Origin of the sequence: Paenibacillus typhae, assembly GCF_900099765.1 — a bacterium.
In the GTDB taxonomy this organism is placed as follows: Bacteria; Bacillota; Bacilli; order Paenibacillales; family Paenibacillaceae; genus Paenibacillus_AQ; species Paenibacillus_AQ typhae.
Genome location: NZ_FNDX01000013.1, coordinates 82,643 through 104,142 on the forward strand (window position 1 = coordinate 82,643; position 21,500 = coordinate 104,142).

Here is a 21,500-nt window from a genome sequence, read left to right on the forward strand (position 1 = left end):
CTGTCGCCTCCTGTGACTGATGATTATATCTGCCTTAGCCCTCCAGGCTCAGCAAGCCGTGCATAGCGGTCACTTCCTTGTATCTGTCCAGAAAAGCCAGCCCTTCCTCAATGCACTCAGCGCCGTACCGGAGCATCTTCTCCTCTGATGTGAACGGAAACGGAAAGCCTGCGCGCAGGCTCTTCAGCACCAGAATGACCCGGCCGCTGTAGAGCAGCCCCCGGCCGAAGCCTTCACCGTTAATCTCGGCCGTGCTCTGGATCATCGTTCCGCTTCTTTCTTCGATCACTCCGGCCATAGCCTGAAACAGCAGCGGCACCTGCTGGCGTACCTTGGGCGAGACTGCGCAGTTGAATTCAGATTGACTCTGATCAGCAGCAGAGGCGAGAAACTGCTGTGCAATCTTCTCCCGCGGCCGCAGAGCCGCATAACGGCCGAAGAAATCCTCCGCATCAAGCAGACTGCATAGCCGCCCGACCAGAGCCTCCGCCGTCTCCTGGTCCACGGACTTACGGACCGGCCGGCTGCGGCGCTTCAGGAGCGCGTTCTCCTGAAGCGCTCCTTCCAATACTGCCGGGCTTTCATTAGCCATGTGTTCCATCAGCTTCCTCCCCTTCCGCCGCGCCTTCCTCTTCCGCCCGCAGCACCTTGGCCAGCCACATCGGCGGCTTGCCCTGCAGCATCTCGGCGAGCCGCTTGACCTGTTCCTCGATCGGGCTGCCGAAAGGAACCTTCACCGGCATAATCTTGCGCCGTGTCACCCGGGCAGCCGCTGAAGCGCCGATCTGCATAATGAAGATCAGCGTGCAGTCGCCTACCGCCTCAAGGCGGCTCTCGATTTTGCCGGCTTCATCCTGGTTCAGGACTACCGGCAGTCTGCGCAGCTCCACAAGCTCGCTTCCCTGCTTGGTCACATTGTATACTGCAAACATCGGACTCTGCCCGAAGTGGGCATTGACGCGGATTCCGTCATCTGTGGCGAATGCTACTTTCACGGTGGCCAGCCTCCCTCTGCATTAACAAATTCCCTGCTTTGTTGCTCCATTCCATTGCTCCCCTATACCCGACCGATACGGACATATAGGCTCCAAGCTCGTTCCAGACCGGGAAGCCGGCGGGCATAAATGCGGCCCCTATGCGGGCTGCACCGCTCATTCCGTGTGAATTGCTGATCCACAGGTCGGCGCCTTTTCCTAGCACCTCGGCATCATCCAGGTCGCCGACCCATACCTCACGTTCCATACCGTCTACAAGCGGTGTTTCAAAAGAAGCAATGAGCGCCTTCTGCTCTACACCCAGCTCCTCCAGCCAGCCGGATAAGGAATACAAATGATCCGGCTCAAGCGCGGCAACGGCGGACATGCCGGCGAACTGAAAATGCGCGTCAAGCATGCTGTCGAGCAGATTCTCCCGCTGCCAGCAGTAACGCAGCGGAACCGGCTCGCCGCTGATCTGGTGCAGGAAGTGCAGCAGATCATCCGTGGCCTTCAGGCCCATTGCACCGCTGAATACCTTATAGGGCGTGCCAAGCGCGTTATGCAGCCTCCTGGCCGGCCGCTCCATGCTGGCGCCGACCGCAATTGTTAAACCGGACTGCAGGCTCTGCAGCATCGAGTCCAGCGGCACGCCGCCCCGGGTCAGCGGGGAGAAGCCGGTCAGCAGATGGCCGGAAAGGGAAGTCGAAATATCCGGGACGGCAATCACCTCGAACCCGAAGGCAGAGATCATTTCCTTCAGCTCCATCACATCTGCAGGCGTCAGAAACGATCCTGGAAGCAGGGTAATCTGGCGGGTGTTCACGGTTCGTGATCCCCTGTGTCCCACCTGCTGGATCATTTCGTCCATCATCGCCTCCACCGTGGCGCTGAAGCCGGACTCAAGCGAGCCCCGAAAATCGGGCAGAACTACAGAGAAGGCGAGCCCTCCGCGCAAATTCCGCTCCCGCTTGTAGCTCTTGAGCATCGTCGCATAATCGACCCCCGCCACATCGGTCAGCTCCGTACCGATAATGCCGATAATGTCCGGACGATGCTTGCTCAATACAATATTTAGCGCCTCCTCCAGATTCCGGTTGGCGTCAAAGATTACATCCATCTCCTGCAGCGCCGAGGTCTGCACGGCAATCGGCTCGCGGAAATGCCGGGTCAGCAGCGCCTTCGGAAAGGCCGAGCAGCCTTGCGAGCCATGTATCAGCGGCATTGCGCGATAGCAGCCCTGCAGGGCAAGCACGGCTCCAAGCGACTGGCCGATCTTAACCGGATTGACCGAAGCCGGCTTCTTCCGTCTGTTAACGGTCATAAGGCACCTCCCTGTCCCATGGGGCGGGGCTGGCTGCGAGCTTCCAGATCGGATTGGCCAGTGAATAGGTCAGCTCCTTGGCCAGCCGCAGCAGGCCTTCATAGCCGGCATAAGCCTTATGCCTTTCCTGGTTAATATCGATGAACGGAATCTGTTCCTTCATCGCGACGTACATGTTGCGCCCGCCGGCGATCATAATGTCGGCCTTGCGTTCCCGCACCGTTTTGAGAATCCGGCTGGCCCCGCCTTCCGGTATATATTCGGTATCATCTCCGACCCGGTCGGCAATCCGCCGCACATCATCCTCCGTACTTTTGTTCGTGCCTACACCGACCACCTGTACCCCCAGCTCCTTGAGCGCCGAAATAACGGACCAGCTTTTGACACCGCCGGTGTACAGCACCGCTTTTTTCCCCTTCAGAATTTTGCGGTAAGGACGCAGATCCTGGGCCAGACGGTTCTCCTCGCGTTCGGTCAGACGGTCCACCCTCCGCTCCATTTCCCGGTCATTCATCAGATAGGCCATCTGGCGCAGGGAATAGGTAGTCTCCTTGGCACCGTAGAAGGAGCCTTCAAAATAAGGGATGCCATACCGTGCCTCCATCTCCCTGGCCAGCCCCAGCAGCGCACGGCTGCACACGACCATGTTAACCTTGGCGCGGTGCGCCCAGGTAATCTCCTCGTATCTGGCATCCCCTGTGATGCGCGAGGTAACAGCAATGCCCGCACTGTTCATCAGCTTCTCAATGTCCCACATCTCACCCGCGATATTGTATTCGCCGATCAGGTTGACACCAAGCGGAGTTTCCGGCTTCGGCTCTCCTGTGCCGATAACATACTGCAGCAGGGCATCGCCTGCCAGCCGGTTGCCCAGGTTTTTACTGCCCACAAACCCCGGGCTGTTAACGGGAACAACCGGTATGCCCAGCCGGTCTGCAGCCTCCTTGCACACGGCATCCATATCTTCGCCGATCAGCGCCGTCACACAGGTTGAATATACAAAGATTGCCGGAGGCGCAAAACGCCCGGCAATATAGTCGATGCTCTCCTTCAGCTTTTTTTCCCCGCCAAAAATAATGTCGGAGTCATTCAGATCTGTGGCGAAGCCGTATTGCGACAGCGACGGGCCGCTCGACAGCGTACCCCTGCTCTCCCAGCTGTTCCCGGCACAGGCAATCGGGCCATGAATAAGATGTGCGGCGTCCATAATCGGCAGCAGCGTGATCTGGGCTCCGTCGAAGGAGCAGCCTCCGGCTGCTTCACCGGGCTTCGGCCGCGGACACGGCTTGGATTTGGGGGCCTGGCTCCCGCAATCCCCGGAATCAAAATCGACTTTTCGTACTGGGTCCATCGGCTTTCATCTCCTTCGCTAAAGGTGGATGCTAACTCTGGCAATACTGGCCTGCAGCAGTAACGGCTTATACATATCACTAGCAAGAATCCCGGCCTGCCCTGTTCCCGGATTTCGCGTGAGCTGACCATAGGCGAAAAACGGGATACAGGGAACGCCGGGCTGGATGAATCATTACCATTTATTCAAATTGATGTATGTTAAGCATAAAATAACTTTACAGAAAGTTTCAGTAATTTCCATCACTTATCCATACTGTCAAAGTGTAAAAATGCAGGTATGCCGCTTACCGCACCAGGTCATAGTTGAATCCGGAATTATTGCGGTCCAGCTCATCGAGCACGGTGTTGACAATCAGACTGAGCAAATTAAGCGCGCCCTGATAGCCAAGGATCGGATAACGGTGCATGTGATGACGGTCAAAGATCGGGAAACCTACACGGATCAGCGGAACATTCGCATCCTTCGCCGCAAACTTCAAATGCGAGCTGCCGATGGCCAGATCAACCGGATCATTCAGCAGCAGCGACCGCATATGCCACAGGTCATTTCCGATATACAGCGAGGCTTCGGAGCCGTAAGGGCTTGAGGCGAGCAGCGCCTCCGCTTCCTCCTTGAACTTCACTTCATTGAAGTCCACATCCCCGTTCGAGCAGACGATGTGCACCGGCTCCATACCGACCTCCAGGCAGAAGCCGATTAAGCCGATCAGCAGATCGGGATCGCCTACCAGCGCTACCCGCTTGCCGTGAATATAGGGATGGCTGTCCGTGAGGGCATCCACCACGCGGCCGCGTTCTTCCAGGAGCGAGGCCGGAAGCGGAAGCCCTGTCAGCTCGCTGATCGCCTCCAGCAGCTTGTCGGTTCCGGTGATGCCAAGCGGCGTAGACAGCGCAGTAATCTGCTGCTTCCAGGCTTCAGCAATGTAGTCCTGGGTCTTCTTCAGCGTATATTTCTGAAGGGACAGAGTGCCTAGCGCATTTGCCGCCAGCGGCACATCCGCCAGTCTGGTTCCGCCGTAGTAGTACTCGTACTCCCCGGTAGCCGGCGAATCATAGTTGCCGCTGTGGTCACCAAGCAATGTATATTTCGTATCAAATGCCTCAAGAATTTTCCGGATTTCCGCGAAATTCCCCGTGTAAGGCTCGAAGCCGAGCATGACGTTCAGCTTCTCCCCGGTTTCTTCACCGCTGCCGGGGGCGGCTTCAAGGCCGGAGCGTTCATAGAGGTAGCTAAGAATACCCTTCATCATCGCATCATAGCCGGTAATATGTGACCCGACGAAGCTTGGCGTGTTGCAGAAGGCAACCGGGAAATCCTCGGAGATCACCCCTTTATTGCGGGCATTGCCGATGAAGGAGGACAGGTCATCCCCGATAACCTCCGCCATGCAGGTCGTACAGATTGCCACCATCTCAGGCTTATACAGGGCAATACTGTTTTCCAGGCCGTCAATCAGGTTACTCATACCGCCGAATACCGCTGCATCCTCAGTCATCGAGGAGGATACGGCCGGTGTAGGCTCCTTGAAATGGCGGCTTAAATGGCTGCGGAAATAGGAGTTGCAGCCTTGTGAGCCATGGACAAAAGGCAAAGTCTTCTCAAAACCGAGTGCGGCCATAATCGAGCCAAGCGGCTGGCAGGCCTTGTGCGGGTTAATGACCACCGCTTTACGGTTAAAGTTCTTCTCCATATATTCTGCAGATTGGGAGTAAGCGAGCGCCTCTGCCGTTTCCTGCTCGCTGCACGGTGCTTCGAACTGCCGCTTGTTCAGCCGCTGCTCCACGAACCGGTGCTCCGAGAACAGGGAGTTGTAATCCGGAATGTCCAGTCTGTCCTTGCTCATATGCTCGCTTCCTCCTTTTGGGCTTTGGTCTTTTTCTGCATCAGGCTCCACACCGGGCTGTTGACCGTCATATCCATATCCTTGGCAAAAATCTTAAAGCCGTCAAAGCCGTGATAAGGGCCGCTGTAATCCCAGGAATGCATCTGGCGGAACGGAACACCCATTTTGTGATACACATATTTCTCCTTGACACCCGAGCCCACCAGATCAACATTCATTTTCTGGGCCAGCTCTTCCAGCTCATAGGCCGTAGGATCATCCATAATAATCGTACCTTCCTTCATCATCGGGAAGGTCTTCTCGTAATCATCCTTATGGGCGAATTCGTAACCGGAGGCCACGATATCCATTCCAAGATCCTCATAGGCGCCGATAGTATGGCGGGAACGCAGACCGCCGATCATCAGCAGCACCTTTTTATTTTCCAGACGCGGCTTGTATTTACTGATAATGGCATCCATGACCGGCTTGTGCTTCGCAATCATCTTCTCGCAGTTCTCCTGGATCGTTTCGTCGAACAATGCGGCTATGGCGCGAAGGCTCTCATAGGTCTTGGACGGTCCGAAGAAGTTGTATTCCATCCAGGGAATACCGTAAGCCTTCTCCATATGCTCAACCATATAGTTCATAGAACGATGGCAGTGGATCAGGTTCAGCTTCGCTTTGTGGGCAATCTCCAGCTCATTCAGCGTACCGTCCCCGGACCATTGGGCGATGACGCGCAGCCCCATTTCTTCAAGCAGAATACGCGAAGCCCAGGCATCGCCGCCGATATTGTAATCACCGATGATATTGACATCATAAGGTCCGGTTTCGGCCAGGTCCGCCTTGCCGAGCACGAAATCACGGATCGCATCGTTGGCAATATGATGGCCGAGCGACTGGCTGACGCCGCGGAAGCCCTCACACCGGACAGGTACGACCGGCATCTCCAGCTCCTTGGACATCTTCTTGGACACCGCTTCAATATCATCACCGATCAGGCCGACCGGGCACTCGGACTGTACCGAAATCCCTTTGGCCAGCGGGAACATCTCGGTAATCTCCCGCATGATCACTTCCAGCTTCTTGTCACCGCCGAAGACGATATCCGTCTCCTGAAAATCACTTGTAATCTGCATCGCGGTAAAGTTATCGATCCCCAGCGTCCCGTTTGCATAATTGCGTCGGGTTCCCCAGCTGTACTGCCCGCAGCCGATAGGCCCGTGGCTGATATGGACCATATCCTTGATCGGACCCCACACCACACCTTTTGAGCCCGCATAGGAGCAGCCGCGCGGTGTCATGACACCGGGACGGGACTTGATATTCGATTTCAGGGCACAGGTGCCGCAGGTTTGGGCTTCGGCAGTATTGATCTGGTAATGCTTTTCCCGGTCTTTTTTCGCTTTTTTCGGGTAAGCCTCCAGCACTTCTTCCACGAGTTTTTTATTCGCTTCAATATCCAGTCCCATTATTGACCCTCCTTTTCATGGTGCGGGCGCCGAGGCGCCCGCTGCTTCTTATTGTCCGGAAGCCTGCAGCTTCTGAATGGCTGCTTCTTCATCTTCGATGATCCCGAATTCCATCAGCAGCTCTTCCAGCTCTTCCATGGAGATCGGGGTAGGGATGGTCAGCATTTTGTTGTTGAGGATTTTCTCGGCCAGAATCTCATATTCCTTGGCCTGCTTGTGCTCCGGATTGTACTGGGCGACGGTCATCCGGCGCAGCTCGGCGTGCTGAACGACATTGTCACGCGGCACAAAGTGAATCATCTGCGTATTCAGGCGGCGGGCCAGCTCCGTAATCAGCTCATCCTCACGGTCGGTGTTCCGGCTGTTGCAGATCAGGCCGCCCAGTCTGACACCGCCGCTGGTAGCATATTTCAGAATCCCGCGGGCGATGTTATTGGCTGCGTACATCGCCATCATTTCGCCGGAACAGACGATGTAGATTTCCTGCGCCTTGTTCTCACGGATCGGCATTGCGAACCCTCCGCACACAACGTCCCCGAGTACGTCATAGGATACAAAGTCCAGATCAGTATAAGCGCCTTCCTGCTCCAGGAAGTTGATAGCCGTGATGATCCCGCGTCCCGCACAGCCTACACCCGGTTCAGGCCCGCCGCATTCCACGTTGATGATGTCGCCGAAGCCGGTCTGCAGTACATCATCCAGTTCCAGATCCTCTACGGAGCCTAGCTCAGCGGCCAGATGAAGCACGGTCTGCTGTGCTTTGGTGTTCAGAATCAGGCGGGTGGAGTCTGCCTTAGGGTCACAGCCGACAATCATAATGCGTTGTCCGAACTTTGTAGCTAACTGAGCCAGGGTGTTTTGTGAAGTTGTCGATTTTCCGATACCGCCTTTACCGTAGAAAGCTATTTGTCTCATTTTTCATCATCCCTTCGAAATATTCATATTTTCAAAATAGGAGCTGTACTTGACGCTTTCGAGAATCATGTCCTGTATGCCGCCCTTACGGACCAGCGGCAGTACACCAACTTTGTTCAGGCTGGCCCGCGGGCCGTCTCCGATTCCGGAGCAGAGAAGAATGCGGCAGTCACTTAAAATAGAGATAATTTCCTGCAGCGTAGCGGCCTTGTCGCCGTTACAATCCGCCTTACCGTGGCAATACGCCTGAATCTTGCGGACACCGACCAGCTTGACTTCAGCCCCGTCGGTATCATACACGAGAAATTCTGTCGCATGGCCGAAATGCTGGTTGACCTTGTCGCCGCCTCTGGTGGCTACGGCAACTCTTGTTTTCTGCGAATCTTCCCAGCGTCCTCTGGCTCTGGCCCGCTTCGCGGTGACCCGCTCGCGGATTTGGACATCGAGGTCACTCTGGAACTGTGCCCGGGCCTCCTGATCAATGACCGGATCAGCCTCCATCGCCTCCAGCGGAAAGTCCTGGTTGCGGTCCTGGCCGAGCAGCCCGATGGCATCAGCCCGGCATTGCCGGCAGTGGCGCATGACCTTCATTCCTTCACGCCCCAGCAGCTCCTGCAGATTGTGCAGCTCCTTCGGACGGGGCGCCTTGCGGCCGTCCGCTTCATACTGGCTTCCCGGTGCGATAATCAGCGGTGTTACATTGTGCAGCGTGGCCCCGAGCTCTTTTACTCTTTTGGACACGTCCGGCAGATGGTGATCGTTGACCCCCGGAATCATAATCGAATTGACCTTAACGAGAATCCCCAGCTTCGCCAGCATTTCAAGTCCCGCCAGCTGGCGGCTGATCAGCAGCTCCGCCGCTGCCCTTCCTTCGTACCGGATCCCTTCATCGAATACCCAGGGATAAATGTGCCGGCCGACGTCCGGGTCAATCGCGTTGATCGTGATGGTGACATGCCGGATGCCGAGCTCAAGGATTTCATCCACATGCCGGTAAAGCGTAAGACCGTTAGTGCTGAGGCAGAGACTGACATCAGGGACATGCTGTTTCACCCTTGCAAAGGTGTCAAACGTCTGCTCCGGATTGGCCAGCGGATCACCCGGTCCTGCTATGCCGACTACCGAGAGCTGCATCAGCTGGGCCGCGACTCCCTTCACCTTGCGTTCCGCCTGTTCCGGCGTCAGCACTTCACTGACCACGCCCGGCCTGCTCTCATTGACACAGTCGAACTTGCGGTTGCAGTAGTTGCACTGGATGTTGCAGGCGGGCGCAACCGGGATGTGCATTCTGGCATAGAACCGGTGAGCTTCCTCGCTGTAGCAAGGGTGGCGGCTGATCTCCTCCTCTGCTTCATTTGATATACACGACGGCTGCATCATTTCCCACCTCCTAAAAGTTTTGCGAGCATTTGCATCCTTGATTTCGCTTCGAGCAAAACTCACTTCGGAAGCATTCGCTTAGTTTTACTAGCGTTACTTCTGTGAATCTGCTTCGGTAAAACTCACTTCGGAAGCTTTCGCTTCGGTTTACGGAGCTTAACTTCCTTGTGTTACCTCCATGACAGACTGTACGGCAGTGGCAGAAGCGGCGGTAAGCTATACGTTATCTTTACTGACACAACCCTTCGCTTGGCCGCTTGAATTACTCTCATCATATTTTTCAAGCCCCGTACCGTCAATTACATACAAGCCGAAAATGCCCTTGTTTTCCCTATGTTTGCAGTATCGACAAATGACATGTCAGTTTAATTGACTCATACTTATCATGTTTCCGTTTCCATTCTCTCTATTTTGGCAGTTGATATTTGTTCTCAGGGCCATTGACAATCCTCCGGAGCTCATATATGATACCTTTAGGTTAATCACATAACTACAACGAACGTCCTAAATTTCATATATCCCGTAAAGGGGAGTAGCTGCGTAAACAGAAACATCCTGCCGGTTTCACCGAGAAATCGTGCCCGTTTCTGTGGATAATATAAGACAGTTTCAGGCCACATGCTGTAACTGCTTGTATTTCAGATAAAGTCGTCAATACGAGAATATGAGGATATTCTCCGGCTTTATCGGCAATGAACTATTGCTAGCGAGACCTTTACCAATCAGGTTAGACCTTTATTCCAAAGGCTGATCTGTTTGGTAAAGGTCTTTTTTATATATATTTTTTGATCAAAATCAGGTAATGTGGGTATTCTTTTCAAGAGATATTTACATCCGAATGAGGAGGAAACAGCAATGGATTGGGGATTATTATTGGAGTACGGCTGGGTGTTGCTCGTTCTGGTCGCACTGGAAGGGCTGCTGGCCGCAGATAACGCACTGGTATTGGCAATTATGGTTAAACACCTTCCTGATGAGGAACGTAAAAAGGCATTGTTCTACGGTTTGGCAGGTGCATTTGTGTTCCGGTTCGGTTCACTTTTTGTCATCTCGTATCTGGTGGACATCTGGCAAGTACAAGCTATCGGGGCCATTTACCTGTTATTCATAGCAGGGAATCATATCTTCCGAAAGCTTCTCATCAAAAAACCGGTCACGGACGAAGCCGTGGAAAGCGGAAGCCCGAAAGCTGTCGACAAAAAGAAAGCCGGCTTCTGGTTCACTGTACTTAAGGTTGAAGTAGCTGACATCGCATTTGCAGTCGATTCCATCCTGGCTGCGGTTGCCCTGGCGGTTGCCCTTCCCCCAAGCGGCATCGGCCACATCGGCGGCCTCGACGGCGGTCAGTTCCTCGTTATCTTTGCCGGTGGATTTATCGGCCTGATCATTATGCGGTTTGCGGCCTCCTTCTTCGTTAAGCTGCTGCACACCCGTCCGGGTCTGGAAATCGCTGCTTTCTTCATCGTAGGCTGGGTAGGGGTTAAGCTTGCGGTTATTACACTGGCTCACCCTTCCCTGGGTGTTCTGTCCGAAGACTTCGCCCACAGCACCTGGTGGAAAACAACCTTCTATGTTGTTCTGATCATCATTGCCGCTACCGGCTGGTTCATGAGCAGCAAGGTTGAAGAAGTAAAAACCGACGAGAATCCGATCAAGGAAGTCGACAAGCAGCTCGGTAAATAAAGCATTTCAGCATGAACATCATAACCCGGAAGCTGCACCTGTACAGGTGCAGTTTTCCGGGTTATTTGCGCGTTAAGGGCATACAGATGGTTCAATGCTCACCTAACCTTTTCACACAAATTCGAACGTTGCACTATTTACCGCTGATCCAATGAAAATATAAGCTGTTGTTATGAGTAAAAACGGAGGCGCCGGCAGGACCGGCGGCCCGTCATTCGAGAGGCAGGAGATTATAGACATGACCACTCACAACACCGTTTCGCATAAGCAAGGACGTTCCACATTGCACAGCTTCCGGATGGACCAGGTTGCGGTGACCGATCCTTATTTCGTCAACGCCTTCTCCAAAGAAGTACTGTATCTCAAAAGCTATGACCTTGACCGCCTGGTCGCCGGCTTCCGCGAAAACCGCGGTTTGTCTGCAAAGAGTGAAAAATACCCCGGCTGGGAAAGCACCGAAATCCGCGGCCATACCCTGGGCCATTATCTGAGCGCGCTGTCTCAGTCCTATGAAACCACCCGCAGCACACACCTGCTGAAGCGGCTGGAGTATCTGTTGGAAGAGCTTGCTATCTGCCAGTTTGAGAGCGGTTACCTTTCAGCTTTTCCCGAGCAGCTGTTTGATAATGTCGAGAACAGACAGCCCGCCTGGGTGCCCTGGTATACCATGCACAAGATCATTGCAGGCCTGACTGCGGCATACCGGGCTACTGGCAGCAATACAGCTTACACCCTGGTTACCCGGCTTGGAAGCTGGGTTTATGACCGCAGCTCAGGCTGGTCTACGGAAATTCAGGAGCGTGTATTATCCGTCGAGTACGGTGGAATGAACGACTGTCTCTACGAGCTGTACAACATTTCCGGAGACGAGCACCATCTGCAGGCTGCCCATATGTTCGACGAGCTGAGCCTGTTCACTCCCGTGCATGAAGGCCATGATATTCTGAAGGGCAAGCATGCCAATACCACAATCCCGAAATTTCTCGGGGCGCTGAACCGGTACCGGGTGCTGGGTGAAAGCGAAAGGTTCTATCTAGAGGCTGCGCAGCAGTTCTGGGATATGGTGGTTTTCCATCACAGCTATGTAACGGGCGGCAACAGCGAATGGGAGCATTTTGGCGACCCGGATATGCTGGACGCGGAGCGCTCGAACTTCACGGCCGAGACGTGCAACACCTACAACATGCTGAAGCTGAGCCGGGAATTATACAAGATTACCGGTGATGCGAAATATATGGATTTCTATGAAAATACCTTTATCAACGCAATCCTTTCGTCGCAGAATCCGCATACCGGGATGACGATGTATTTTCAGCCGATGGCCACGGGCTACTTCAAGGTATACAGCTCGCCGTTTGACCATTTCTGGTGCTGCACCGGAACAGGGATGGAGAGCTTCACCAAGCTGAACGACAGCCTGTATTTCCATGGCAGCGGCGGCATCCATGTGAACCAGTACGTAAGCTCGACTGTGCTTGCCGAGGAATACGGGATTGAGCTGACCCAGACGGCCAATTTCCCTTATGATGACACTGCTGAATTCAGGATTCGTACACTAAAAGAGGCCGGCCAGCCCGTTGCCCTGCACCTTCGCCTGCCCCACTGGCTGGCAGGCGCGGCAGAGCTGACGCTTAACGGGCAGAAGCTGGTCATTGACCTGTCCGGCCGCTACGCCGTGCTGGAACGGGAGTGGTCAGACGGGGATACCCTCCGTCTCCGGCTGCCGATGAAGGCGTCCTACCGCACACTGCCGGATGCCCCGAATGTCGCGGCTTTCCGCTATGGCCCGGTGGTCCTGAGCGCCGCACTCGGCACAGAAGATCTGGCCGAATCCGCTACCGGTGTGGCTGTCAGCGTACCGACCCGCAACATGCTGGTCAAGGATTTCATTACACCTGCAGGCCAGAGTGCGGAGCGCTGGCTGGAGGATTTTGATCAGCATTTTATTCAACTGGAAGGGGAGCTTGCCTTCATACTCCGGGGTACGGACGAAGATGGCCGGCTGGTGTTCACCCCTCATTACAAGCAGCATGATGAACGCTACGGCATCTACTGGAAGCTGGTAGAGGCTGACTCCGCCGAGCTTCAGGAGCATATCCTGCAGGGCAAGCAGCGCCAGCGCATACAGGAAGCAACGATCGACAGCCTTCCGGTCGGCAATGACCAATATGAGCTGGAGCATCAGATCAGAGGTGAGCACACTACTGTAGCCACCTGGGACGGTTATAACATCAGGCAGGCCGAGAATAACGGCTGGTTCAGTTATCGGATGAAGGTTCTGCCGCAGCGGGACAACTATCTGTCCATCACTTATTTCTCGGGCAATAACGGCAAGGCCATTGATATTTATGCAGACGGCAAGCTGCTGGCCAGCGATACGCTGATGACGGATAAACCCCGTTCCTTCTATACAAAGAGCTATCTGATTCCTGCGGAGGCTGTTCAGGATCGCACAGAGCTGGAAATCAAATTCGTCATTCCGGGCGGGATGAACGGAATCTTCGACCTGCTGCGGATGATGACCGGCTTCGATCAGCGGGCAGAGCTGGACAGCCTGAGCTTTGACGCAGGAACCCTGGATCATCCGTTCACAGCAGACCGGAGCGATTACATTCTGAGCGTTCCATCCGAAACACAGTCTGTAGTGCTTCGCGCCGGGCTGGCACATAAAAATGGCCTGCTCTACTGCAGCGGTATCCTGATTGATGATACACAGCCAAGAACCGTCTCCCTACCGGGCGACAGCACTGTGCTAGCGCTTACTGTTAAGGCTGAAGACCATGCTGCCGCGAAGGATTACAGCATAACTATCATCAAAAATCCGGCGCTTTAGCAGAGGCTGACCTGGAACATCAAACATCCGCTTCCCCTAAAAAAAACCGTTCTGACGCGCTGCTTATCCTGCGCTCAGAACGGTTTTTGGTTGCTGTAATAAACAAACCGGCAGCTTTTCCTGAAGAAAAGTGCCGGTTATGCATTCAGCCGCCGGGGCAGGCGCCCCGGCAATGGCTTACATATATTGCTGGCCGATGGCCGTATCAGTCTTGCCCTGCAGCTCCACCAGCTTCATAATAACGGCGGCTGCCTGAGCTTTGGTTACCTGCTGCTGCGGATTGAACTTGCCATTGTCGCCCTGGAGCAGCCCCAGCCGTACAACAAGGGCTACAGCGCCTTTATTCGCAATGGCTGCACTGTCGCTGAAGCTGCTGACTGTAGTGTCATTATTCAGGAAGGCGGCAAGCTTACTGTATTTCAGGAAAGAAGCCAGCAGCACCGCAAGCTGCTCTCGGGTAAGGCTGTCCTCCGGCTTCACTACCGCATCCCTGTTCAGCCAGCTGCGGCTGACAGCATAGTTCACAGCACCAAAATACGCGCTGTCAGGACTGACTCCGGCAACTGCCTTATTTTCTGCACTTGCGGAATACTGCTCGTAGTACGGTGTTGAGGCTTTGGCAATGTAATTAAGCCAGTCGCCCACCGTGATCACCTGATCCGGAGCCACCTTGCCTTCCGCATCCGGCGTAATTACCCCGTATTTCAGCAGCTCGGTCAGCTGTTGTTCTGCAGCATGGCCTTTAATATCAACCGCGCTGGCAGCAGCCGGACGTTGTCCGCTCAGGGTATAGTCGTAAATGGTGAACCAGTTGCCTGTCTGCGCGTTCAGCGCTTCATACGGCTTGCTTGTATCAACCGGTGCAGGAGAATAGACCAGCTTTACCTTAGGATCGGTATATACACCACTGGAAGTGCTGAAATAGCCCCCCATTGTGCTGTACTGCAGCTTCAAGGTGTACAGGTTCAAGTATTTCTGCAGTGCCTCAGCTTTGGTAATTACAGGTGCAGGCTGTTTGGTGATTTTGCTGAAGTTGACAGCATTATAGTTCGAATAAGACTGCAGCTTGCCATAAAGGTCCAGCGTAACCGTAATCGTGCCCTCGCTTACAGGGATACCATCGAAGTAGCGGAGGAATTCAAAACGGAAGCCTTTATCATTCGGCAGAACGCTCCAGGTTCCCCCGTGCTCAGCCAGCTTCAGGCTGCTGCTGGCCTGGTCATACAAACGGTTAATCAGCGACAGGGCCTGCTGCTTGGCTTGCGCCTGGCTCAGCTTCTTGCTTCCGGCGGGAGGGGCTGCAGTATCCTGACGGCTGCTTTCCGCCATATAGCTATATTGATCAATCTGGAACTGGAGCACTTCACCGGTCGTAGCATTTACCTCCGCATAAGTGCGTTGCGGCATTCCGGCATAACCGGCTTCCGAAGTATCACTCCAGGCCAGCGACCAAACCTTCTGCTTGCTGTTCTGGTAATTGGTACCGAGCGTCTGCCAGACCAGCTTGCGGTTCGCCGGGATGGTTGCCACCTTCTTCACCTGCTTGACCGCTTCATCGACGGTAAGCTCCCTCCCGCTGGTTACCGGCTGGAAAACCTCCTTACCGGCTGGTACGGCCTCATAAACGGCCGGAGCAGCATCAATGCCTTCATAGTCAACCCGTTTGCCGGTCTGGGCATCAATCGGATACAGGACTTCATTCTGCGGCCTCCAGCTGAGCACCCAGCTGTCCACCTGATTTTTTTTGTAAACAGGGGTGTAATATAGCGCAACATCGAAGCTCTCTTTAAATTGCTTCTCCGCCTGTTCCTGGGACACCGCAGGCTTGGCGGACGGGTATTTCAGACCGGTGGCCGATTTACTGAACTGTATGACATTCCCGCTGCCGTCAACCGTAACCCTTACGGAGTCACTGGATGAAGGAAGTCCGTTAACCAGGATATTGAAATAAAAGGAGTACTGTACAGGACCAAAAAGTGCCGAATCATTCATTGTAATATTCTCATCGAGCTGCAGATCGCTGCTCTTCAGCGTTGGTGCTGCCTGGGAAACGAAGCTTTTGGCCTTCTCCAGCGCCTCTGACCGTAATACCTTTGGCGGATAGAAGTTGTCCGTCTGCCCCACAAACGGGGAATACAGATATGTAGAGATCAAGTCTCCTGTCATGGCATCAACTTCACTCGAGAAACCGTAAGATGAGCTGCCGGTCCTGAACTCCCACTGGATATTCCAAACCAGCTGGTCCGGATTCATCGGATAGGAGTTGCCTGAGCCTAGCTGTGTGTTCGATACAGTAGCATCTTTCAGCACAGGGAACAATGCTTTCAGCTTCGCCACAGCCTGCTCCTGCGTAATCTTGGCCTCTGCCGGATCAGGTGTCTCGGCATTTGTCTGGGCAGCTTTTGCCGGCGCTTCTTGTACAGCCGTATTGGAAGTGGAAGCTGCTGCTGAAGCTAATCCTCCGGGCAGCATTAACGCGACCGCCACCGAAGTAATCAAAACCGCTTTTGCGGTCTGCCCGATAAAGGGCTTCCTGTCGTTACTCAAAATATCTCCTCCTAAAAGTTTTGTTAGCATAGGCTTCCTGGGCATTCTCCATACAAAACTTGCTTCGGAAGCTTAGGCGCAATAGTATCAGCAAACGCTTACTTTTTACTATTTTAGCCAGCTGCTACTCTCCTAAATTATAAATACAAATACATAACTTTTCCATATTTTATTTATGACAGGAAATTTCAGGAGCAACCATAAGCCGACCCGGTTCCTGTGCATTTGCTAAGGCCGACCGGATCAAACTGCCAGCCCCAGTCCGAGGTTTTCGAACTCACCAACACAAAAAGACGGCCCGTCGCCGGGCCGCCTCTCACAACAACTTACCTTTACTTTACCGCCGCCATCTCATGAACCTGTAATCCAGCAGGTCCACCAGCAGGAACAGCACAAAACCTACTAAGCTGAACAGCATGATGCCCGCGTACATTTCCGGATAATCAAGCCGCAGCCAGGCATCCATTATGAAAAAGCCCATGCCGTGCTCCGTGCCGTAAATTTCGGTGAAGAACAACACGGAAATCGCGGTGCCTAGAGAGACCCGGATCGTGCTGAGGATGACCGACAGCGCACCGGGCAGTGTCACATTCCAGAATTTCTGCACGGAGCTTGCACCGATGCTGGTCAGTACATCATATGTAGTCTCAGGGATGGCCTTGATGCCGTCGCGCACGGAGATGATGATCTGGAACAGCAGAATCAGCATGATCATCAGCACCTTGGAGGTTTCACCCAGACCGAAGAACAGCATCACTACCGGCAGCAGGGCAATCTTCGGAATCGGATAGGTCAGATAGACGACCGGATCGAGCAGTTTGTTCCATAGCGGCGATCGCCCCATTAACAGTCCGATCAGCAGGCCGATCAGAAGTGCCAGCAGCACACCCTCAAAAATCCGCAGCAGGCTGTACCCGACATTCAGCAGCACCTCATGGCCGTCCAGCTGGAACATCGCCTTATACACAGAGCCGGGAGACGGCAGAATCGGATGGTTCATCAGCAGATAGACGATATACCAGACCAGATTCATGCCCGCAAAAACGAATAACAGCCGCAGCACGTGGTTAATCCGCTTGTTCATCACCATTTCTCCTGCATTACCTTTCTGATCACTTTTGTCTGCTCAAAAAACGCATTGCTGTCCCGTTTCTCTCCATGCTTCATCCCGAACACGGCAGCGTTATCGAGCACCTCAAGCTCCGTCCGTTTTCCTGTGCCCGCGGGGAGGATAACAATCTTCTGTCCCAGCAAAATCGCCTCGTCCACATCGTGGGTAACAAACAGCGCCGTCGCCGGATGAGCCAGCCAGTTATCGAGAAAAATCTGCTGCAGCGCCTCGCGCGTCACGGCATCCAGTGCCGAGAACGGCTCATCCAGAAGCATAATTTGCGGCAAAATCGCAAAGGCCCGAGCGATCGCCACCCGCTGCTGCTGCCCGCCGCTAAGCGACAGCGGATAGCGGCCCTCCAGCCCGGCGATTCCCATCGCCTCAAGCCAGCGGGTAATCCGCGTCTCCCGGTCTGCCTTGTCTGCTGCGGCCGTTCCGGTGATCTTCATGGCAATCCGGATGTTGTCCCGGACCGTTTTCCACGGCAGCAGGCCGTAATTCTGCGGGACAAGTCCGACCAGCGTATCCTTGTCGTGCACGGGCTTGCCGTTGTACAGCAGCTCTCCGCTGTAGCCCGGCAGCAAGCCGGCAACCGCCCGCAGGAGCGTCGATTTACCGCTGCCGGAAGGCCCGATAATCGTATAGATGCCGTGCTCGGGCAGCGTCAGGGTAACCTTTCCGAGCGCCACCTGGCCTCCCTTGTACTCGACCTGCAGTTCCCGGATGCAGAGTCCGTTATTTTCCAAACTGGACATCGGAGATCACATCTTCAGGGGCAATATCTTTGGTCAGCAGGCCTGTCTCCCGCGCCCAGGCAAAAGCAGCTTCTACTTCCTTCACGTCCACTTGAACTGCCGGCTCATAAGCAGGCACTGTGATCTGATCCTTCAAGGTCTCCGGGTAACCCACTTCTTTGATAATAAGATCGATATATTCCGATTGATCATGAGATTTCATATACGCTACAGCCTCATCATAAGCAGCATACATGTCACGGATGGCTTGCGGTTTGGCATCAATTACACTTTGCGGAAAAGCGAACACGAACGGATTCACGCCGGCAGTATGAGTCGAGCTCAGCACGCGCAGGCCGGAGGTTTCGCCCATCGTTACAAACGGCTCAGGCAATACCGCGGCATCAGCCTTTTGGTTTTTGAGCAGCTCAAGTCGGGTCGGAATCTGCGGCACTTCGCTGACCGTAATATCGGCTTCAGTCAGTCCCGCCTGCTTCAGCATCATCGCTACCGTATATTGAGTGGAGGTGTTCTTGGACAAAATAACGGTTTTGCCCTTCAGATCCTTCACATCCTTGATGTCGTCATTACCGGTCAGCAGGTCGAATTCACCGGTAGTGGTGCTGGTGATTTTTACATCCAATCCCGCTTCGTTATAGATCGAAATCGCCACCAGATCGGCGCTGATGCCGTCGACCTTACCGGCCTGGAACGCTACATCGCGGTCCTTGGCGCTTTTGAAGGTCTGGATATCCAGGTTAACGTTATGCTCTTTATCGAAGCCCTGCTCATGCGCGATGATGAACGGAATAGCGTCGATCGAAGGCAGCAGGCCCAGTGTTACGACCGCCGCTTCCGCCGGTGCCGCCGTTTCGGCAGCTCCGCCCGAATTCCCGGCATTACTGCCGCTTGCTGTATTGTTATTGCCGCAGCCCGCCGCAACCATGCCCACCGCAGCGGTTAGCGTAAACAGCATCGTAAGGTGTTTCCAGTTCTTTCTTTTCATAAATCTTCCTGCCTCCAAATCTCTCTAGTATATTCGCTTGCGCATTATTTCACATAAGGAAATAGAGAAGCCTCTAGGCTTCCCCCGTAAGCGTAAGTACTGCAATTTTACACCCATTGTCTCATTTTGTATATTTATAAATTTAAATACTATCCGGATCAGCTATATTTTCCATAATCTTTAATGATTACTTTGACATGGCAATCCACCTCAATCCGGGGGTAGACCTCCCGCCAGTTCATGCTCGTCCATTCCCTGTAGCTCAGGCTGTTCCGCACATACCTTCCGATACCCAGGGCATCTGTTTTTTCCTGCTGCATCTGCAGGATCATTTCCTCTGCTTTTTCTGTAATAGACTTGGAGATTTCCTCCTCTAATTTATGCCGTGTCCCGGGGGCACTCAGCTTTTCTTCTCCGGTATATTCGAGTACCGAGCCTTGGACCGAAGTTGAGATAACGACCTTGAAGCGGCCATCTCCCTTCTTATGCACCTTGACCTTTCGTTTACTCGACAAGGAGCTGAACATGACGATCACCGGCTTGCCGTTCTGTTTACCCAAATTAACGGTCGCTTCGCCCTGCTTCAGATCATCACGGAACAGGGCGAAAATGATTCCGTCCTCCACCGGAATTTTCATGACATACTTATCCATTAGAAACAAAGCGATCCCGTCAATTGTTACCTTATTTCCAACATTCTTTACAACCGGAGTTACAGCGTCAATGCCGTCATCATTATAATCTCTGGAGAATTCATAGAGTGTCGTAGCCGGCACACTGTTGCCTAAGGATTCCTTCTCCAGCAGGTGTGTGATGTAACTTCCTGTATCTGAATGGGGCTCGTATGTTTTGGACAAGAGCTCTCCGGCATCCCCTTCCACAACTGTTACTCTGACTCCCAGCGCTGTCGACGGATCGCGCAGCAGGGTGTCGGTATAGCCGCCAATGCCTGCTTTGGCCAGCGTCGTCCCGAACAGGACCTCCCGAAGCTGCCCGCTGACCACCATCAGATCAGTCTGCCGTGAAAACTGCAGCCGGGCCTCCTTGATACTGTCACTTTCAGCAGTCAGCAGCTCCCGGCGCACCGGGGAATCCGGATCGATAACCGGAACGCAGGAGACCACCTTAAGCTTGTTATTTTCCAGCAGATCATAGCTCGATGTCTGAACCATACCCAGGTCCTCAAGCACCCGTTCATCTCTTTTACAGCCGGTTAACAGCAGCAGCAGAATTACAGCAGCTATCCGCAGCTTACCCATGAGTGGTGCCCCCTTTTCTCTGAAGCAGTAAAATCATAATCAGCAGCGTGGGAAGACCAAAGGCTATTCCGGTAACAGCGTAACCTAAATTCGTAATCCAGACGTTTACCTGTTCCAGTGTTTCTGCAAAAAAGGAGATTCCATAGGCTATAAAAATCAGAATGAGCAGCAGTATTTTCATATTCAGTTTCGGCATCATCCTCTGGACTGTTAGCTGTGCTGCCCACCAATACATCACCAGTGTGATCAGAATCAGGAAGAGAAAAAAGCCGTATAGCAGATTTTCCAGTCGTTCAATAAAAGGGAACTGTATATAAGCCAGCAGATCAAGCACGGGATACAGCAGCTTTTTTAACTGATTCAGACTGAAAAGGCCAAAGCAGATCAGCGATAAGCTAAGATAATTCAGCATTAAAAAAAGATTCCCGACATGGATGGCCCATATGGACTTTTTGTTCTTCTTGACATGCGGGAACAGAAAAAGAGTCAGCTCATAGCCTAAAAAAGCCGAATACACCTCTATTGACCCTTTCACCTGATCATGGCCGCCCTTAAGAAGGAATGGAGTGAGCCGCTCCCAGCGGAAGGAGGGAATGAACCATGCCAGCAGCAGAATCATCCAGGCCGTCATCCAGAAGAAAAGTGTAGCCGCCTTGGAAATCCCCTGAATACCCTTGATCAGCAGTAAGAAGGCCAGCACATCTATAGCCAGCTTAAACAGCATCGGATTGGTTGACGGAAAAGACAGCATCTGAAAAACCAGCACATATTTTTTACCGATCATACAGCCGAATATCAGCCATGAACCTGCCAGCAGAAAATATAGAGGGTAAAGCAGCATCTTAGGAACAGACTGCTCCAGAATTGCAAACACAGATCGCCCCTGCCCCAGACGAAAAACGAGCGAGATCAGCCAGATATTAAAGGCGGATAGCAGGAAGCAAGGGATCAGTACCAGCCAGCCATTCGTTCCGAAGTAATCCGCCAGGCTCCTCGGCAGGGTAAAAAGCACCATTCCCGCCTGGGCCATGTAAGTAAGAACGGCAATATGAAAGGGGCTGATCTTCTGCTGCATAAGCACAT

General features: G+C 53.6%; 16 protein-coding genes. 2 read left to right on the plus strand and 14 right to left on the minus strand.

Going from position 1 to position 21,500, the window contains the following annotated elements; translation table 11 throughout:
• Positions 1 to 34: 34 nt before the first annotated feature.
• The 8 genes from BLR64_RS13615 to nifB form a co-directional block, all read right to left on the minus strand.
• On the minus strand, positions 35 to 601 hold the full coding sequence (locus BLR64_RS13615; protein ID WP_090714893.1) for a DUF269 domain-containing protein: 567 nt from the start codon (positions 599 to 601) through the stop codon (positions 35 to 37).
• On the minus strand, positions 585 to 995 hold the full coding sequence (gene nifX / locus BLR64_RS13620; protein WP_090714894.1) for a nitrogen fixation protein NifX: 411 nt from the start codon (positions 993 to 995) through the stop codon (positions 585 to 587). Before nifX ends, BLR64_RS13615 begins: the two co-directional genes overlap by 17 nt.
• Positions 970 to 2,298: a nitrogenase iron-molybdenum cofactor biosynthesis protein NifN gene (nifN, locus tag BLR64_RS13625; protein WP_090714896.1), complete on the minus strand. Its 1,329-nt coding sequence runs from the start codon at positions 2,296 to 2,298 to the stop codon at positions 970 to 972. The genes nifX and nifN overlap by 26 nt, the downstream gene beginning before the upstream one ends.
• Entirely contained in the window at positions 2,288 to 3,649 is a 1,362-nt protein-coding gene (gene nifE / locus BLR64_RS13630) for a nitrogenase iron-molybdenum cofactor biosynthesis protein NifE (protein ID WP_090714897.1), read from the minus strand. The genes nifN and nifE overlap by 11 nt, the downstream gene beginning before the upstream one ends.
• Before the next feature lie 286 nt (positions 3,650 to 3,935).
• Complete coding sequence (nifK, locus tag BLR64_RS13635; RefSeq protein ID WP_090714899.1) at positions 3,936 to 5,495, minus strand: nitrogenase molybdenum-iron protein subunit beta; 1,560 nt, start codon at positions 5,493 to 5,495, stop codon at positions 3,936 to 3,938.
• Entirely contained in the window at positions 5,492 to 6,949 is a 1,458-nt protein-coding gene (nifD, locus tag BLR64_RS13640) for a nitrogenase molybdenum-iron protein alpha chain (protein ID WP_090714900.1), read from the minus strand. The genes nifK and nifD overlap by 4 nt, the downstream gene beginning before the upstream one ends.
• 48 nt (positions 6,950 to 6,997) lie before the next feature.
• Positions 6,998 to 7,864, minus strand: coding sequence for a nitrogenase iron protein (gene nifH, locus BLR64_RS13645; RefSeq protein ID WP_068728337.1), 867 nt, complete (start codon positions 7,862 to 7,864; stop codon positions 6,998 to 7,000).
• Positions 7,865 to 7,870: 6 nt separating this feature from the next.
• On the minus strand, positions 7,871 to 9,244 hold the full coding sequence (nifB, locus tag BLR64_RS13650) for a nitrogenase cofactor biosynthesis protein NifB (protein WP_090714902.1): 1,374 nt from the start codon (positions 9,242 to 9,244) through the stop codon (positions 7,871 to 7,873).
• Between the two features lie 855 nt (positions 9,245 to 10,099).
• Here nifB and BLR64_RS13655 point away from each other — a divergent pair.
• Together BLR64_RS13655 and BLR64_RS13660 are read left to right on the plus strand one after the other, a co-directional pair.
• Entirely contained in the window at positions 10,100 to 10,927 is an 828-nt protein-coding gene (locus BLR64_RS13655; RefSeq protein WP_090714904.1) for a TerC family protein, read from the plus strand.
• 238 nt (positions 10,928 to 11,165) lie between these two features.
• On the plus strand, positions 11,166 to 13,760 hold the full coding sequence (locus BLR64_RS13660; protein WP_090714905.1) for a beta-L-arabinofuranosidase domain-containing protein: 2,595 nt from the start codon (positions 11,166 to 11,168) through the stop codon (positions 13,758 to 13,760).
• Positions 13,761 to 13,937: 177 nt separating this feature from the next.
• Here the strand turns inward: BLR64_RS13660 and BLR64_RS13665 are convergent, their stop codons facing one another.
• From BLR64_RS13665 to BLR64_RS13690, 6 genes are all read right to left on the minus strand, one after another.
• Positions 13,938 to 16,307 carry an S-layer homology domain-containing protein gene (locus tag BLR64_RS13665; RefSeq protein ID WP_167360674.1) on the minus strand — a complete coding sequence of 790 codons (2,370 nt, stop codon included), beginning with the start codon at positions 16,305 to 16,307 and terminating at the stop codon, positions 13,938 to 13,940.
• Positions 16,308 to 16,644: 337 nt separating this feature from the next.
• Positions 16,645 to 17,391 (minus strand): ABC transporter permease, encoded by a 747-nt coding sequence (locus tag BLR64_RS13670; RefSeq protein WP_244157696.1) that lies wholly within the window; start codon positions 17,389 to 17,391, stop codon positions 16,645 to 16,647.
• Positions 17,391 to 18,173: an ABC transporter ATP-binding protein gene (locus tag BLR64_RS13675; RefSeq protein WP_090714910.1), complete on the minus strand. Its 783-nt coding sequence runs from the start codon at positions 18,171 to 18,173 to the stop codon at positions 17,391 to 17,393. The genes BLR64_RS13670 and BLR64_RS13675 overlap by 1 nt, the downstream gene beginning before the upstream one ends.
• Positions 18,154 to 19,158, minus strand: coding sequence for an ABC transporter substrate-binding protein (locus BLR64_RS13680; protein WP_090714912.1), 1,005 nt, complete (start codon positions 19,156 to 19,158; stop codon positions 18,154 to 18,156). The genes BLR64_RS13675 and BLR64_RS13680 overlap by 20 nt, the downstream gene beginning before the upstream one ends.
• Before the next feature lie 158 nt (positions 19,159 to 19,316).
• Positions 19,317 to 20,417, minus strand: a complete 1,101-nt coding sequence (locus BLR64_RS13685) for a Ger(x)C family spore germination protein (protein WP_090714914.1) — start codon at positions 20,415 to 20,417, stop codon at positions 19,317 to 19,319.
• Positions 20,410 to 21,492, minus strand: a complete 1,083-nt coding sequence (locus tag BLR64_RS13690; RefSeq protein ID WP_090714915.1) for a GerAB/ArcD/ProY family transporter — start codon at positions 21,490 to 21,492, stop codon at positions 20,410 to 20,412. Before BLR64_RS13690 ends, BLR64_RS13685 begins: the two co-directional genes overlap by 8 nt.
• Positions 21,493 to 21,500 lie beyond the last annotated feature (8 nt).